At 64.6% G+C, this 15,138-nt stretch carries 22 protein-coding genes, 1 tRNA gene and 1 pseudogene; 3 read left to right on the top strand and 21 right to left on the bottom strand.

Annotation, left to right across the window (positions count from 1 at the left end):
* From BW14_RS10645 to BW14_RS10550, 20 genes and pseudogenes are all read right to left on the bottom strand, one after another.
* Nucleotides 1–561 (bottom strand): annotated as a pseudogene (locus BW14_RS10645) (hypothetical protein); the annotation flags it as partial.
* Nucleotides 562–627: 66 nt separating this feature from the next.
* Nucleotides 628–3,534 (bottom strand): tape measure protein, encoded by a 2,907-nt coding sequence (locus BW14_RS10640; RefSeq protein WP_140490557.1) that lies wholly within the window; start codon nucleotides 3,532–3,534, stop codon nucleotides 628–630.
* Between the two features lie 3 nt (nucleotides 3,535–3,537).
* Nucleotides 3,538–3,948, bottom strand: coding sequence for a hypothetical protein (locus BW14_RS12060; RefSeq protein ID WP_140462419.1), 411 nt, complete (start codon nucleotides 3,946–3,948; stop codon nucleotides 3,538–3,540).
* Nucleotides 3,912–4,262 carry a hypothetical protein gene (locus BW14_RS10630; protein ID WP_044090523.1) on the bottom strand — a complete coding sequence of 117 codons (351 nt, stop codon included), beginning with the start codon at nucleotides 4,260–4,262 and terminating at the stop codon, nucleotides 3,912–3,914. The genes BW14_RS12060 and BW14_RS10630 overlap by 37 nt, the downstream gene beginning before the upstream one ends.
* 11 nt (nucleotides 4,263–4,273) lie before the next feature.
* On the bottom strand, nucleotides 4,274–4,882 hold the full coding sequence (locus BW14_RS10625; protein ID WP_044090524.1) for a hypothetical protein: 609 nt from the start codon (nucleotides 4,880–4,882) through the stop codon (nucleotides 4,274–4,276).
* 26 nt (nucleotides 4,883–4,908) lie between these two features.
* Nucleotides 4,909–5,298 (bottom strand): hypothetical protein, encoded by a 390-nt coding sequence (locus BW14_RS10620; RefSeq protein WP_044090525.1) that lies wholly within the window; start codon nucleotides 5,296–5,298, stop codon nucleotides 4,909–4,911.
* A complete protein-coding gene (locus BW14_RS10615) occupies nucleotides 5,295–5,537 on the bottom strand; it encodes a hypothetical protein (protein ID WP_044090528.1) in 243 nt (80 codons plus the stop codon). Before BW14_RS10615 ends, BW14_RS10620 begins: the two co-directional genes overlap by 4 nt.
* On the bottom strand, nucleotides 5,534–5,869 hold the full coding sequence (locus tag BW14_RS10610; protein WP_044090530.1) for a hypothetical protein: 336 nt from the start codon (nucleotides 5,867–5,869) through the stop codon (nucleotides 5,534–5,536). The genes BW14_RS10615 and BW14_RS10610 overlap by 4 nt, the downstream gene beginning before the upstream one ends.
* Complete coding sequence (locus BW14_RS10605) at nucleotides 5,866–6,297, bottom strand: Gp19/Gp15/Gp42 family protein (RefSeq protein WP_044090532.1); 432 nt, start codon at nucleotides 6,295–6,297, stop codon at nucleotides 5,866–5,868. The genes BW14_RS10610 and BW14_RS10605 overlap by 4 nt, the downstream gene beginning before the upstream one ends.
* A gap of 17 nt (nucleotides 6,298–6,314) precedes the next feature.
* Entirely contained in the window at nucleotides 6,315–6,815 is a 501-nt protein-coding gene (locus BW14_RS10600) for a hypothetical protein (protein WP_140490555.1), read from the bottom strand.
* The gene (locus tag BW14_RS10595; RefSeq protein WP_044090533.1) at nucleotides 6,815–7,711 is read right to left on the bottom strand and encodes a phage major capsid protein; all 897 of its coding nucleotides are present in this window, start codon (nucleotides 7,709–7,711) and stop codon (nucleotides 6,815–6,817) included. The genes BW14_RS10600 and BW14_RS10595 overlap by 1 nt, the downstream gene beginning before the upstream one ends.
* A gap of 54 nt (nucleotides 7,712–7,765) precedes the next feature.
* Nucleotides 7,766–8,242 carry a heavy metal transporter gene (locus BW14_RS10590; RefSeq protein ID WP_140462414.1) on the bottom strand — a complete coding sequence of 159 codons (477 nt, stop codon included), beginning with the start codon at nucleotides 8,240–8,242 and terminating at the stop codon, nucleotides 7,766–7,768.
* 117 nt (nucleotides 8,243–8,359) lie between these two features.
* Nucleotides 8,360–8,695, bottom strand: a complete 336-nt coding sequence (locus BW14_RS10585; RefSeq protein ID WP_052382041.1) for a DUF2513 domain-containing protein — start codon at nucleotides 8,693–8,695, stop codon at nucleotides 8,360–8,362.
* A 13-nt stretch (nucleotides 8,696–8,708) separates the two neighbouring features.
* Nucleotides 8,709–8,930 (bottom strand): hypothetical protein, encoded by a 222-nt coding sequence (locus tag BW14_RS10580; protein WP_044090537.1) that lies wholly within the window; start codon nucleotides 8,928–8,930, stop codon nucleotides 8,709–8,711.
* A 7-nt stretch (nucleotides 8,931–8,937) separates the two neighbouring features.
* The gene (locus BW14_RS10575) at nucleotides 8,938–10,344 is read right to left on the bottom strand and encodes an ADP-ribosyltransferase (protein WP_081886569.1); all 1,407 of its coding nucleotides are present in this window, start codon (nucleotides 10,342–10,344) and stop codon (nucleotides 8,938–8,940) included.
* Nucleotides 10,232–11,764 carry a phage portal protein gene (locus tag BW14_RS10570; RefSeq protein ID WP_081886570.1) on the bottom strand — a complete coding sequence of 511 codons (1,533 nt, stop codon included), beginning with the start codon at nucleotides 11,762–11,764 and terminating at the stop codon, nucleotides 10,232–10,234. The genes BW14_RS10575 and BW14_RS10570 overlap by 113 nt, the downstream gene beginning before the upstream one ends.
* Before the next feature lies 1 nt (nucleotide 11,765).
* Complete coding sequence (locus BW14_RS10565) at nucleotides 11,766–13,208, bottom strand: terminase (protein WP_140490554.1); 1,443 nt, start codon at nucleotides 13,206–13,208, stop codon at nucleotides 11,766–11,768.
* A complete protein-coding gene (locus tag BW14_RS10560; RefSeq protein WP_044090538.1) occupies nucleotides 13,186–13,599 on the bottom strand; it encodes a hypothetical protein in 414 nt (137 codons plus the stop codon). Before BW14_RS10560 ends, BW14_RS10565 begins: the two co-directional genes overlap by 23 nt.
* A 112-nt stretch (nucleotides 13,600–13,711) precedes the next feature.
* On the bottom strand, nucleotides 13,712–14,041 hold the full coding sequence (locus BW14_RS10555) for an HNH endonuclease (protein ID WP_044090539.1): 330 nt from the start codon (nucleotides 14,039–14,041) through the stop codon (nucleotides 13,712–13,714).
* Nucleotides 14,038–14,217 (bottom strand): hypothetical protein, encoded by a 180-nt coding sequence (locus BW14_RS10550; protein WP_044090540.1) that lies wholly within the window; start codon nucleotides 14,215–14,217, stop codon nucleotides 14,038–14,040. Before BW14_RS10550 ends, BW14_RS10555 begins: the two co-directional genes overlap by 4 nt.
* Nucleotides 14,218–14,324: 107 nt before the next feature.
* Here BW14_RS10550 and BW14_RS12375 point away from each other — a divergent pair, with 107 nt between their 5' ends.
* The 3 genes from BW14_RS12375 (at nucleotide 14,325) to BW14_RS10540 (ending at nucleotide 14,875) form a co-directional block, all read left to right on the top strand.
* Complete coding sequence (locus BW14_RS12375) at nucleotides 14,325–14,447, top strand: hypothetical protein (RefSeq protein ID WP_258184992.1); 123 nt, start codon at nucleotides 14,325–14,327, stop codon at nucleotides 14,445–14,447.
* A gap of 67 nt (nucleotides 14,448–14,514) precedes the next feature.
* Nucleotides 14,515–14,673 (top strand): hypothetical protein, encoded by a 159-nt coding sequence (locus BW14_RS10545; RefSeq protein WP_140462408.1) that lies wholly within the window; start codon nucleotides 14,515–14,517, stop codon nucleotides 14,671–14,673.
* Nucleotides 14,663–14,875, top strand: a complete 213-nt coding sequence (locus BW14_RS10540; protein WP_044090543.1) for a hypothetical protein — start codon at nucleotides 14,663–14,665, stop codon at nucleotides 14,873–14,875. The genes BW14_RS10545 and BW14_RS10540 overlap by 11 nt, the downstream gene beginning before the upstream one ends.
* Nucleotides 14,876–14,923: 48 nt before the next feature.
* Here BW14_RS10540 and BW14_RS12055 read toward each other — a convergent pair.
* Nucleotides 14,924–15,023, bottom strand: a tRNA-His gene (locus BW14_RS12055).
* Between the last annotated feature and the right edge of the window lie 115 nt (nucleotides 15,024–15,138).

The following is a 15,138-nucleotide window of genomic DNA, read 5'->3' as shown; positions in this document are numbered from 1 at the left end:
ACTCCAGCCGAGCGTCGCGACATTGCCCCAGATCACGCCCGTGGTCGCACCATCCGTGTAGATGATGCGGTCGATGATCACCTGCTTCCACGGCTGCGGATACCCGCCGTCGTAGTCGCCGGTCCACGTGAGGTTCGTGGCCGAATCGTCCACACGGCTCCAGTTCACGTTCCTCGGGGGACGCGGGGCACGGTAGCGGATGCCGCCCACCGGCACCCCGCAGGAGGCGTTCGACGTGCCGGCATGGGTGCCGTTGAAGTATATGCTCGCGGAGCAGGTGATGTTGCGGGAGCCTTCGGTCTTGGCGACCCGCAGGTCGCCGGTCAGCACCGTCACCTCGCCGTTCGTGCCCGTGTTCTTCGTACCGGAGTTGTCCGTATGGTTGACCTGCTGGCCGTTGACCCACACGGTCGCCGCGACCCAACCGTAGTAATACCAGCCGTTGAATGCCTGCCAGCGGGCCTCCACATGAATCACGTCTGACGTGTCATCGTACGAGGTGACCCAAGCGGCCACATGACACCGCCAGTTGCCGATACCATTGCCGTAACCGTCAGCCATGCGAACCTCCTAAAGCGAAAGACGAGAGAAGACGACAGTGGGCCGGAATGGTTTCCGGCCCCCATGTCATGCGCGCGACCGCACCGTCACGCCGGCCGCGTCCACAAGCTCCTCGATGAGAGAGGAAATGCGGGCGTCGGACTGGACGCGACGGGCATCGATGCTGATGTTGTATGTGATCGTCCTCGAAGCGGGCACCGGCTGCCATACACCGGAGCGCATGCCGGCGAGGTCAAGGGCGGTCATGGTCCTGAGCGCGTCCGCCGTCCACGCAGCGAACGCGGACGGGACGACGCTGGTCTTGAACGATACGCCGTCGATACGGTCGCTCATGGCCGTCATCACCTTGTCGATGGCGGACATGGCCTCCGGCATGCCACGGCTGACGCCCTGTGCGAGACCGGACACCAGCGCGCGACCGGAGTACGGCGTCCATCCGCGTCCGCTGAACGGGCCCTCCTCCGCCGGCGAGTGCGGCAGGAACGAGCTGATCTTGTCCATGACGCCGCTGATGGCGTCGCCGGCGGCGCCGATCATGCCGGTGATGCCGTCGATGAGACCCTGGACGATGCTGCGGCCCGCGTTGGCGAGCCATGAGCCGGCGCCGGAGAAGAATCCGGTGATCTTGTCCTTGATGCCGCTGATGGTGCCGAGGACACCGTCAACCCCGTTCTGGGCGGCGGTCTTGATGCCGTTCCAGATGCTGGAGAACGCGGTCTTGATGCCGTTCCACGCCGCATCCCAGAGGGATTTGATGATGTTCAACCCTCCGCGGATGGCGGCCTTGATGGCCTCCCATATGCCTGTGAACACGCTTTTGATGGTCTGCCAGATGCCGGAGAACACCTGTTTGATGCCGTCCCATGCCTGCTGCCAGTTGCCGGAGAACACGCCGGTGAGGAACGTGATCACGCCTGTCAACACGGTCAGGACGCCTTGGATGGCGCCGATGATCGCGGTGATGACCGGGGTGAGGACGCTGATGATGGTGGTGACGACCTGCGTGATGACCGGGATCAGCGCGGTGATGAGCTGCACGATCGCGGTGATGACGGGGACGAGCATGCCGATCAGCGTGGTCACGATCTGGATGATCACGGGCAGGAACGCGGCGATCATGGCGACGATCTGCGAGATGACCGGCATGAGCATGGACGCGATCATGGTGACGATCTGCATGATGGGCAGCAGGAGCATGACCAACGCGCCCACGATAACCGGGATGATCGGTGCGAGAGCATCCACGAGCGTGGTGACGAGCGGGCCGATGGATTCGACGAGCTGGCCGAACACCGGGGCGAGCTGGTTGAAAGCGTCCATGATCTGCGAGATCGAATCCTGCACGACGGGCATGATCTGCGTGAACGCGTCACCCAACGCCGTGCCGAGCTGGCCGAACGCGTCCATGAGCGCGGGCAGGTTCGCCTTGATCGGTTCCAACGCCTTCATGAACCATTCGCCGAGGCTCTGGAGGACGGGCGCGGCAGCGTCCAGCATGCCGGTGAACGCCTGTCCGAGCGAGTCCACAAGGCCTTGAAGGACGGGCAACGCCTGCTGCCATGCGGCTTGCACGGACTCCCACAACGGCTGCAGGAAGTCCATGAACGACTGCCATGCGGCCTTGCCGGTCTCGGTCTGCGTGAAGAAGTACACGAGGCCCGCGGCAAGGGCGGCCACGCCGGCCGCGACCAAACCCCATACGCCGACAGTGCCTGACAGGGCCCCGCCGAGTGCGGTGGCCGCGCCCTTCAACGATGACAGCATGCCGGACATGCTCCGCGCGGCATTTTGCGCATTGGCCACCAAAGTCAGGTTGCGCGCATATTCGCCAAGACGGGCGACAGTGCCGCCGAGTTCCGGACCGATGATGATCGCGGCGCTCAGACCGTCCGCAGACGCCTTGACGAGGTCCATGGCGCCGGCGAGCGCGCCGAGCCCGCTGGACAGGGCCGTGTACGCCTTGATCGCTGCGAATCCTCCCGCGACGGCGAGGAGCGCCGTGTTGATCGCGGCTGAATTGTCCACGTACCACTGCAGGGCGCTTTTGAGTTGGGCGAGCAGGTTCACCGCGGTGGGGATCGCGTTGGACAGGCCGTCGCCCAGCGCTTTGCCCACGTCTTCCAACGCGGGTTTCGCCTGGGCGGTGAAATCGTCGATGATGGGGATGGCCTGGTTGGCCATGCTGGTCAGCCCGTTGATGACGGGTGTGGCGATGGTCTCGCCCAGACGGGACAAGGCCGCCCTGATGTTGCCCATCGCTCCGTCGAAGCTTTCGCCTGCGGATTGGGCGGCTCCGCCGAGGTGTTCGCGCATCGCGGCCTCGAAGTCCGCGAAGCTGACCTTGCCGTCGGAGACCATGTCCTGCGCTTCGGCGGCTGTGATGCCGAAATGGTCGGCCAGGTATTGGAGGACGGGGATGCCGGACTGCATGAGCTGCAGCATCTCGTCGCCCTGCAGCTTGCCCTTGGCGGCGACCTGCTGGAAGATCAGGCCCATGTCAGTGAAGCTGCGGCCGGACACCTGCGCCACGTCGCCCACGGTGGACAGGACGCCGGCGAGCTCGTCGCCCTGCCTGATGCCGGAGGCGACCAGGCTTGCGGCGACGCTGGCCGCGTCGCCCAAACCATAGGCGGTGCCCTTGACGCTTGCGAGCGCGTCGGACATGATGCCGTCAACGCTTTTCGTGTCATGGCCGAGCGCCTTGAGCTTGGCCTGGGCGCGTTCGATGTTCAGCGCACGGTCGAAGCCGCCCTTCGCGGCCAGTCCGACGATCGCGCCGGTGACGGCGCCTACCGCTGTCACGCCGATATTGCCGACCGTCTTGAACGCGCCGCCGACACGGCTCAGGATCGTGGAGCCGGCGGTCTTCACGCCGCTTGTCGTGGCGTCGCCGATGCTTCCCTCGATGGCCTTGCCCAAGCCCTTGGTGGAGGGGCTGATGATGATGTAGCCGGTGCCGAGCTCCTTCGCCATGGGTCAGGCTCCTCTCTGGTCGGACGTGATGCCGAGACGTGCGTTGAGCCTGTCGCGCAGGGCCTCGTCGTGGACGGCCGCCGTATGGGCGCCCGGCGCGGATGGCATGGTGAGCGGATCGGGCTTCTCCCAAGCCGGACGTCTGCGCATCCTCGTGGTCTGGCTGGCTGCATGGATGTACTTGTCGGCCGGGTCGGGGATGAACGACCATCCGGCCAACGCGGCGAAGCTGCGGCTGGAACGGTCCATGAGAATCTCCCGGAACATGGGCCACGCCGCGTAGGCGGGCAGCAGTTCCGGGTCCCACGGGCCGCCCCAGACGAGGCACCAGTCGCATTGGATCGCCGGGCGCCTCGTCCACCACAGGTGAAGGAGGATCAGGATTTTGGGTCGGTGGAGGACGCCTTGGCCCACGCGTCGATGATGCGTCCGACATCCTTGATCTTGTCGCCGCTCTTGCGGTCGAGCTCGCGTTCCAGACGCGGGTATTCGCGCGTCAGATAGGCGAGGAGCACGGACAGGAGCCCGATCTTCTCGTCCTCGTCGAGGTTGTCCCATCCGCGGCTGATCGCGGTCATGCCTACGGTGAGCACCGCGAGCGGCACATGGCGTGAGTCGTCGAGGCGGGGCAGGTCCAGCTTCACGTCGCCGTACTGGATGTGCACCGGCTTCGAATCGGACTGGTCGGTGACGAGTTCGGGGGTGATCTGCGTGTATTCGGCGGTCATGTCGTCTCCTCTCACGCGGTCTTGGCGAAGCCGTACGCCTTCATGAAGTACGGGTGGGCCGCGGAGTCCTTGTAGGTGCGCAGCGTCATGCCGAAGTTCTGCAGGTTGCTCACGTTCCACGTGATGTCGTCGCGTTCGCCGACCTTCGCCTTGGGGAAGTGCAGGAGGATGAGGTCGTCGTTCTGGCTCAGGCCCGCGACCACGTACTGGGCGAACGTGTTGCAGTCCGCGGCGCTGACGGTCAGGCCTCCCTCGGCGTCGAGCGTGGCGTCGAAGTAGGTCTCCACGATCTCCTTCTTCGATTCGAGGCCGGCGAACTGCACCGTCCAGTAGCCGCCCGAATTCCAGGAGACGACCGTGTTGCCGTTGTGCGCGGTGAAGTCGTTCGAGTCCCCGGCCTCGGGATGGATGGTGATGCCGTCCTCGCTGAAGTAGCCCAAAGGCTCCTTGCCTTCCGCGGGCCTCCAGTTGGGGCCGAACGTCAGGTTCTCGGCGAGCGGGTATTTGAAGATCGCCGCCTCCTTGATGAGACGGACGAGGTCGCTGTTGTTGCCGTTGTACACGAACTCGAGTCCGGTGGCTCCGGCGGCGAGCAGGCTGGTTTCCAGATTGTTTGCCATGATGATGTCCTTTCAGTGGGAAACGTTCATCGTGTGGCGACGGTCAGCAGGACCTCGCCATACGCATAGTCGATGCCGAGCTGTCCGTCATGCCGGCGGATCGGCCCGGATTGGATGGCCGCGTCCACGAGCGGCCTGGTCTTTCTGTGGGACAGCAGCGCACGCACCCCATCGGAGAACATGCCTGCGGCCGCGACCCAATCGCACGAGCCGTCCGGCTGGGTCGCGTAGCAGGACAGGCTGACGGTCATATGCTGGGTGATGGGTGTGGGGCAGGTGCCGGGGGAAAGGATGATCAGGCATTTCGGACCATCGCCGGAGGGCATGTCCCAGCCGACATCGACGCCGGGCAATGCGGCGGAGAGCAGCCGGAACAGCATGTCCGAGGGGTCCGCGCCCGGAAAGGAGGGCGTCATATCCGCACCTTCCCGAGCATGTCCTTCATCAGGCCGCGATGCTTGCGTTCGACCTGCATGGGGATGGTGGCGACCACGTTGCCGCGTTCGCCGTCCTCGTTGCGGTACACCTTGATGGACGGGTGCACCTGCGCCATGCCCTCGACCTGCTCCTGCACGTCGTCGAGCAGCTGCCTGTTGTGCAGGAGCTGTCTGGACACGTTCTTGCGGTTGAGCACGACCTTCACGTTGCGGCTCATGCGTCCTCCTCTCGTTCGATCCGGTATTGCACGCCGATGACGGTGCCGTCGCGCGCCCACAGTTCCGGCTCCCGCGTCACGGCGAACGTCATGCCGCGCAGGACGGCCTGATCGCCCGCGTGCACGTCGAACGGCGGACGGCCGCGCGCGTACAGGTCGAAGGCGGCCGGCGTCACCGCGCGGGCCACGTCGGTGGAGCGTTGCGCATGGTCCGGGGCGGCGAGCACGTGCAGGATGCCGAGCGGGACGGGTTCGCCGGCGACGCGCCTGCCTTGGACCGTCGAGACCGCGGCTCGACGGAATTCGACCGTCTCCAGTGGTTCGCCCGTCATGCGTTCATGCTCCCGTCCGTCATGTCGATGCTGAACATGCGCTGCCCTCCCAGGCCGAGGGCGCGCAGGAAACCGTCGTTCCACCGCAGGTAGCCGTCCGGGCTCGCCCAACTGTAGGAGTTGGAGAACGGGCCCGTGGTCTCGGTCGTCTGCGTGACTCCGGTGGGCCCGCCGGCGACCTGCTGTTCCATGGCGGTGCGCGTCATCTGGCAGGCCACGAGCTGCAGGCCCCGCCGGTGAGCCGTCCACCATGCGGGGTCCTGTGTCTCCGGATAGCGGGCCACGTGGTTGCGGATGATCTCGCTCGCGTCCTTGAGCAGCTCGTCCGCCTGCACACGTTCCGCGTCGGTGAGCCGGTGCCAGCGGGCCTCCAGTTCCACGTGGGTGGCGAACGGCACCGGCTCCGGATTGGTCTCGTCGTCGGCCATATGCCGTCTCCTCCCGGTTATCCGATGGCGGACGGCTGGTCCGCCGGCTGGTCGCCGGCCGGAGCCGTGGCCGTGGTCACGGTGACCTGTGCGGTGGTGTCGTCACTGAACGTGACGGTGCCGCCGGTCACCTTGCCCGCAGCATCCGTGGTCAGGGCGAGCTTGGTCACGGACTTGCCCGCAGGGCCGGGAGCCCCGGTCGCGCCCTTCGCGCCGGGGGTACCCGGATCGCCCTTGTCGCCCTTCGGCCCGGAGACGGCGACCCCATCGGCGAGCATGCCCGCCGTGATGCCCTTCGCCTTCACGCTCGCGGTGATCACACCCGAATCCGTGTCTCGCACGAGGTCGATGCCCGCGCCGGGGACGAGCGCCCCCTGCGGGATCGTCGTCGGCGCATCAGAGCCGGCCTTGAACGGGGTGCCGTCCGGGTTGTAGAGGGCAACGGGAGCGTCCAGGGGGCCGGCCTTGTGTTTGGCGGTGCGTTTCTGGACGATGAGGTTCTGCACGGGGAAGCCCATCACGCCCCCTCTCCGGCCGGGGTCTTGAGGACCGCGAATCCCTTGGGATCGAGGACGGCGTACGCGAACACGGCCTCAGTGCGGTAGGCGACCATGTTCACGTTCTGCAGGTCGGTGCCCGCATGGTCCGGGTCGCCGTAGGGGATGACCGTGGCGAACATGTCGCGCACCATGCCCCATTTGATCAGGCTGAAGTCGCCCATGAGGGCGAGCACGCCGGTCGGCGTCTTGGCCTTGGTGCCGTTGACCGTGCCGGACGTGGCGGCGGTGATGCCATCCAGGCTGCCGGCCTGAAGGTTGAGCGGAATCTCCGGATAGAAGCGCATGCCGGTGGACGGGACGCGCACCTTGCGCAGGCGGGACGCCCACGTGCGCGACAGGGCGACGCCGTTGACGTCATACGTCTGGTTGAGCGCGTCGGCCAGAGCGTCCACGTTCGCGATCTCGTCGTCGCCGGCGGGCACCTGCACGGCCCCTGCGGTCAGCGCGTCGTAGCCGGTGAGGGGTTCGCCGTCCTTGGGGTTGACGGCGTGGTATATCACGTAGTCGAGGGCGCGGCCGATGGCGGCGGCCTGGTCGAGCTGGATCGCCTCGATGATCTGCGTGCGGTTGTCCTCGTCGGCCCACTGGAGCTCGTTGGTGACGCGCGTGGTGGTCTGCACCTTGAAGCGTTTCGCGCTCACGGTGGTGGTGTCCTGCTCGTACGAGCCCTTGGACTGGCCTTCGGCCACGACCTCGGCCTCGCTCTTGCCGTTGAACATGAGGAAGTCCTTGTCGGTGAAGATCATCGGGCTGGACGGGCTGAGCGCGGCGATGGTGCTCGTGTCCTTGGCCTTGTTGACCACCGCGGTGGCGAGCTCCCTGGGCAGGGGCAGTTTCTCCAATGTCATTGCCATGATGGTTCGTTTCCTTTCGGGAATGGAATTGGGATGTGGTTGCTTGGTAGGAGGTCAGTCGGAGAAGATGCGGTTGACGAAGTCGCGGGTCTCCTGTCCCTTGGCGGGATGATCCGGCTTGCCGCCCTGGTTGGGCATGCCTTTGGGCTTGGGATGCGCCCACTGGTCGAGCTTCTTCGCGTACTCGCCCATGGCCTCGAGGCTGTCGCCGTGCAGCAGGTCCGCGGGCACGCCCGTGTCCTTCGACACCTGCGCCGCCCACTCGGCATGCTGCCTCTCCGCCTTCATGGCCGCGTTCTCGGATTCGAGCTCCTTGAGACGCTTCGCGGTCTTCTCCGCTTCGCTCAGGCTTGATTCCTTGAGCTTCTCCAGTTCCGCGGCGGCAGCGCTGTTGTCCTTCGCGCGCTGCTCCCACTTGCGAGAATGCGAGACCGCCTCCCGGTACTTCGCCTCCCAGTCCGTCGTCTGCGCTTCGCCGTGCGGCTCCGTCGCCTCTTGAGACGGGGTGGTGTTGTTGGCTTCCTCGGCCATATGGTTCCTCCTAAATGGGTTGATACGGGCCCGTTTCGGGCATAAAAAAACCACCCGTGCGGGTGGTCAAGAAAAAAAGAGGTTTAAGGGTCAGAGTCCGAGTGCGTCGGAGGCGGCTTAGATGGCGACCGCCTTGACGATCTCGAACGATGCGCTGCCGATCGTGGTCATGATCGTCTTCTTGGTCTTCGACCAGATCGACTCCGAGCGCACCGCGTCAAGGAAATCGTTGCCGGCCCACGTGAGCGGGCCGACCGTGGCATGGACGACCGAACCGCCTGCCTCGCGCAGCAGCGACGCCTCGACCAGTCCGGCCTCCTGCATGATACGCACATGATAGGCGACCAGTTCGAATGGGTGCGCGTCATCCGTGAACGCATGCGCATCCACCGGACCGGAAGCATCCGCGCACGTCTTCAGGATCGAACGCACCAAATCAAGATCACGACGCATGGGAGTCCTTTTCCTAAAGCTGGCCGAGATCCTTCTTACGCGCATATTCGGCACGAAGTTCATCGGAGGAAACATAATCTCCGACTGACCAGCGTTTCTTTCCCTCGCGAGAAATCCACTCCTGTTCCTCAGCCGATGGGGGTATGAATCCCGTTCTGGCGTGAATCTGCGCGATGAGCTCGGGATCGGTCACGATGGTGACCTGATCCGGTGTCGTCACGAAGCGTTCGTTCATGGTTTAATCATACCAATCTCGCATAAATTATAGGTTCGCCATTTTTCTGCCGTCCAAAGCCTTCGAATTGCAGATAGCCCCCTCGTGGAAGGAGTATCTCATCCTGCCCCTTCTTCTTGGTGATCGGTTCGAGATACACGGCGTTGACCCCCGGAGGAAGCAGAATTCGTGTGGAGACTCTGGCTCCGTCCATCTCGACTTTGACGCCTCCCTCGAGGAGGGAAGTCGCCATGTACCCATGGTGTTGGACAATCTTGCCGAGTGGAATCGTCGCCAGTTCGTTCAGGCTATCTATGCCGAAGACATCCAGTCGCATATAGCGGTCTACGGTGAATTGCCGGTGCGTATAGTGGTCGGTCAAGATCTCGTCGATAACTTCGATGCGTTTGCCAATCACATCGGTCGTCTTGATATTACCGAATAACGCATTATTGGTTTCTTTGAATGTGCCATCGGTCCAACCACGCAATACTCTCTGTTTCTGTTCGGGGGTGTATCTATCCCATGGCATGCGCACGGTGAAGTCGGACAGCCTAGCGAGTTCGGACTCTGTCGGCCTGATTGCATTATGGCTCCATCGGATGTCCGGTGTCGGGGTGACGCCGTCACTGAGTTTGTCGGCGTAGAGGCGGCGCATGGCGGCGAGCTCGGCGTTGCGTGGCGCGTTCTCCCCGGCAGCCGCTTTGCCTGCCTGATACATGCTCTTGCATTCCTGCTGGCTGGGGGTGAGCACGTCGTCCTTCCATCCGGGGATGGCGGTGCAGTGGCATTTCCCGTCGTGGAAACTGGCGCCGAATTTGGCTTTTTCCTTGCTGTGGTAGACGAAGCCGCGGCCGGCGAGCATGACGCAGAACGCGCATGGCTTCGCGCCTCCGGTGACGCGCGCCCAGCGGGGGCCGGTGGGGTCGTCGGCGATGTCGCGTTCCATGGTGTAGCGTGCGGAGGCGCGCACCATGTCGGCGGCCCATTGCATCGCGTCGTCCATGTTCCTCAAGCTGGGCCACAGGTCGTCCACGGTCAGGCCTGCGCGGGATTGGCCGTTCTTCAGCTGCGTGTAGTTCAGACCGTTCCAGTCGCCGCCGTTGAAGCCGCCAACCATGCGGTAGAGCGTAAAATCGGGGTCGTAGACGCCGCTGGTGGCATAGTCCTCCAACGTGTAGCCGTAAGCGTTCTCGTAGGCCTTGCGGACGGCGTTGTAGTAGTCGTCCGCCTGCTGGCTGGCGTCGCGCGCGTAGTCGCGCATGATCCCGGTCAGGTCGGCGTCCGCACGGCCGTAAGCGTATTCGATGGCGTCCGCCGCCTCATCGGCCAGCATCTCCAGACTCGACTGGTACGCCTTGGTCAGCCGATCCAGAACCGTTTCCAGTTCCTTGCGGCTGCTGTCCGACAGTGGAGGCAGGTTCGGATTGGACATCGGAACCTCCCTGCCTGCTTATGGCTGCCTGTTGGCGTATCTGATCAATGTGCTCTTGGGCCCTCATGCGCTGCTGGTAGGCACGGAAGCTCCTGAGTTCGTCGGCATTCAGGCCGAGCTTGCTCAGGCCTACGTCGGAGTCGGCCCACGTAGGGTTGGCTCCGGCGACCTTCGTGTAGTAGTCGGCGCGTGCCGCCTCGGACACGACGCGGGTCGGCGCCCACAATGGTCGTATTCCAGCCAGGTCGGGTGGATTGGCCGTGTTGTCGCGCAGTTGGACGGCCATGCTCATCGCGTTCATCAGTTGGATGCCGAACGCGCGGTTCTGCCGGTCCGCGATGCGGGTCAGCTGGTCCTCGGCCGCAGCCAGGGCCTCCGCGCTGGTGGGGTTGGTCAGGCGGATGCCGAGCTGTTCGGCGGGGATGCCGGTCTCCGCACTGGCGAGCATGGCGATGGTCTCCAACATGTCGCCGTGTGGCTGCATGGATGCCTGCGTGACCTGCTGGAGCGTGGGGATGTCCCCATTCTCGTCACGGGACACCGCGTTGATGCTGGACACGAGGCTGGACCAGGTGTCTTTGCTGAACGCGTCACGGTTGAGTCCGAGGAACCAGATCTTCGGCACCGAGTAGAACTCGGCGGACGCCTCCATGCGCACCATGGTGCGCATGGCCATGTCGGTCAGGTTCATGAGCGTGCGGTTGATGCGGCTGTGGCCGAACGGCCGGTCGCCCCGGTCGTAGACGATGGGCACCACGCTGACGCGGTCGAGCCGGTTGTCCTGGCGTTCCGCCTTCCAGCCGCCCGTGTCGCGCCGGCATGCGTAGTTGCGGCCGGGCAGCCACGCGTTGAACATGGTCATGTTCCCGTACTGGTCGTTGTCGGTGATGGTCAGGGCGGCGGCGATCCGGTGGCGCGTGTTGTCCCAGATCGCGGCGGACCAGTCCGCCGAACGCGGGATGACGAGGATGCGCTCCCCAGATGGGTCGTCGGGATCGTAGTCGATGGTCAGGAACGAGCAGGAATGCTTGTAGCAGCTGATGATGGCCTCGCCCATCGTGTCGGTCAAGGCGTTGTCCATGACGATGCGCCCGATGCCGTTCGGGTCGCCGTCGGGCGTCTCGAATCCCTCGAACACGCTTTTGTCGGCCAGGGCACGCACGCTTTTCTGCGGCCATCCGACCACGACGCCGGCCTTGGCGGCCACGATGTTCGGGATGCTGATGCCGAGGTTGTTGAACCGTTGCCTGCCGTCGTAGAACGCGCTGCGCAGAAGGTTGCGCGCGTAGTGGTCGCGCCAGACCTTCAACAGGCGGCGGATGGTGCGCATGTCGTCGTCCGGCACGCCCCTGATGCGACTGATCAGCGAGCCGGCGGTGTTGAGGTATGGGGTTCCGGAGGCTATGGAAAGGTCGGTCATGTCAGACCATCACCTCCTGTCTTCGGTTGGGGTTGCGTTTCGTGATGTAGGTGCCGTACAAGGCGAGTGTGACGGCAACCAGTGGGCTGATGTCGATGTCGCTGCCGGTCTTGCTCCAGCCGAACGCGCCCGACTGGCCGATGCTGCGGGTGGTGGCGTTCGCGACGGCCTGCGCCAACGCGGGCTGTTCGCTGTCGGGCAGGTGGGTGAGCTTGCGGTCGCGCAGCATATCGAGCAGGCGCCCGCAGGCGCGTCCCATGTCGCCCGCGTTCGTGACGATCACGCGCACATGCCGGGCCTTCAGATCGGGCAGGAGCGCCATGGCGGGCGACTGGCCGTCGATCACCACCGAGGCGGCGCGCGGCCAGTGCTCGCTGATGTAGTCCACCGCCCACGCGGTGCCCTTGGATTTCGTGGATTCGAACTCGCGCAGCTCGACGTGCGCCGAACCGTCCGCATGTCTGACCGCGCCGCCGATCGCCAATGTGCTCCGGTCGGGGCTCATGTCGATCGCGTAGCCGACCAGATCTGTTTGGGTGGGGGAGAACGGGCCGTCGATGGCGGCGTGTTTCCATTGCTCAGGGTCGATGGCGGTGTGCGTCGTGGTCTCGTCCCAGATGCCGAGCGCCTCGCGGCGGAACGAGTCCTCCGACAGCAGGTTGCGCATGCGCTGGATCGCGGTCTCGCTGGTGCGTTTCGGGAAACTCGGATTGGCTTTCGCCCACTGCTCGCGGTCATCGGGGTCGGCGTCCCGGTCCGCCGACAGTTCCACGTACACCATGCCGTCGGTGCCGCCCAGCGCGTTGCGGCGTTTCTCCTCGAACGCCTCGGACTGGTCGCCGGGCTTGGGCGGGTTGCCCAGGAACACGACCAGCGGGTTCGGGCTGACGTTGACGATGGGGATCATGTTGTCCAGGGCGCGCACGGTGAGGATCTGCGCCTCGTCGAACACCTCCACGTCCACGCTGTGCAGGCCTCGGCCGAACCCGTTCTCACGCGCGCCGAACATGATGCGGCTGCCGTTGCGGAACGCGATCTCCTGCTGGCCGTTGGCGCGGCGTATGCGTTCCACGTAGCCGCCGAGCACCCGGTTCCTGGCGATGTCGCACAGGTCGGCGAACGTCTCATCACTCGTGCGTGTGTGGTGCGCGGTCCAGATGACCTTCAGCCCCTTGCGCAGGATCGCGAGGAGGAACATCGCCGTGCCGATCGTGAACGTCTTGCCGATCTGCCGGCAACTGGAGACGACGGTGCCGCCCTCCCCGCACGCGTACTTTCCATCCTCGCGTTTCGCGAGCATCAGATACAGCAGCCCCTGCTGCCACAGGTCATACGAGATGCCGGCCTTGATGGCGACCTTGTTGAGCACGGTGAAATCCGAGCCGATAATGCCGGACGGCCGGACGAGGTGCACGGCGATCTCAGACAACCGACGCTCCGGCATCCTCGCCCACCTCCTGTTCGTCGAGCAGTCCGGCCAGCGGATCACCACCGGACAGACTGTGCAGCTTCTCACACACGGCCAAATATTTGGCGACGATGTTGGGCATCGCGTTCGCCGGCGTGTCCGGATCATCCACATACGCCTTCAACCGGTCTCGCACGTGCCGCAGCTCGTCCTCCATGCTGCCGTCCATCATCCGCTCAAACTCACGGCCGGTCAGAGGCGCGGGCTTCGCGTCGCGTTCCGGTTCTGGCTTCGACGAGGGACGTGATGGGTCGGTCTTGTTCTGACGGGCTCGCTGCGCGGCCTTCCGGCACGCGGCCCCGCAGTACTTGGCGGTGGACCGCATGTTCGAAGGCAGCGGATCGCCGCAGTTCGCGCAGACACGCATCTGTGACACCTCCAATCTGCCGTGACATGTCACGGATGCAAACACCGGGGAGAGAACGGCCCTGCACCCGAGGTGGCTCAAAAGGCCGGGTGGGGGTGGCTCCCCCCTGGGGTTACCAGTCGCCGCTGGTCGTCAATGGGAGCGACGTGGTTGATGGCGTTGGTTTGTGTTCGAGTTGGGCTCGCGCGTATGCGTCGCTTTTGTTGCTTTTCAGGCGGTTGCAGTGGCGGTGGACGAGCCGGCAGTTCGTGAAGCTCAATGGGTCGCCGCCTCGTGAGACCGGGATGATCTCGTCGACTTCCGGGCTCATTGGGTGCGGTGTTCGGAGGGTCTTGTCGACCGGTTTGCCGCAGATGGCGCATGTGTCGTAGGCGGCGAGCACGCGCCTGCGCAGCTGGTCGCGTCGCCATCCGTTGGCGCGGCGTGGGTTTCTTCTGCTCACTGTTCCGTCTCCTTGTGGATGTGTTCGGTGATGCGGTCGAGCAGCCGGTCGAATGCGTTGGGGTCGAACATGCTGGGTCCGTCTGGGTATGCGGCTCGCATGGGTGCGGGTATGTCGATGCTGCGCAGGATGCGTCCGGACTGGTCGGTGATGTGCAGGGTGATGGTGGGCGGCATGACTTCGCCTCCCGGAATCGTTGGAAAACATAGGCGTGTCGCAATGCACACGCATTGCATATCTATCATTATTGCGATATGATAGATATGTCAATCAAGGAAAGGAGGTGAACACGGAACTCAAGGATTGGCTGACGCTCATCACCAGCTGGGTCGGCATCGCGGTGACGATCTGGCTGGGACTGCGCAAGGACGACAAGCCCAAGCGCGGCAAGCGCCGCAAGAAGTAAACAGGGTTCCGGCTAGACCTATTAGCCGGAACCCTCCACCAATCCTACCCGAGGACCATGGAACGCCATGAACAAGAACAGGACACTGGCAGTCGCGAGCATGCTGTTCGCTGTCATATCCGCCATGCTCGCGCTGACCGACGCACCCTATGGGGCGGCAGGGTTCGCCATCGCGGCCGGTCTGGCCGGACTGTTCGCCGGATGGAGGCGAAGCGATGACGACTGAATACCTCGGCGTCAAGCAGGTCGCAGAACACCTCGGCATCACGCAGGGCGCACTGCTCAGCCTGCGCCTGCCGGCGCCGGACGCAACCATCGGCCGCACGCGCGGCTGGCTCCCCGAGACCATCGACGAATGGAACGCCAACCGGCCCGGCCGCGGCGTCGGCGGAGGACGCCCACGCAAGCACAGGAACGACGACGACTGAAACGGATACGGCGCTCGCGAAACATATCGCGGGCGCCGTTCTCTTGTTTGGTGGCTTGGGCGGTATTCGAAGCCGCGGACCAGTGGCGGTGTTTGCTGGTCACGACGCTTCACAGCGTCGTCCTTTAGTCCTCTCGGGCACGCAAGCCTTGGCGGGCGGACATGATTCGCATCCGGTTTGGACCCGGTTGCGCCCGATCGGGGAGCCGCCCATATGCGAAACGGCCGCATCACACTCGTGTGGTTACGGCCGTTTACCGGTCA

Origin of the sequence: Bifidobacterium sp. UTBIF-68 (assembly GCF_006408855.1) — a bacterium.
GTDB lineage: Bacteria > Actinomycetota > Actinomycetes > Actinomycetales > Bifidobacteriaceae > Bifidobacterium > Bifidobacterium reuteri.
This window is presented reverse-complemented; position numbering and strand designations above follow the sequence as displayed.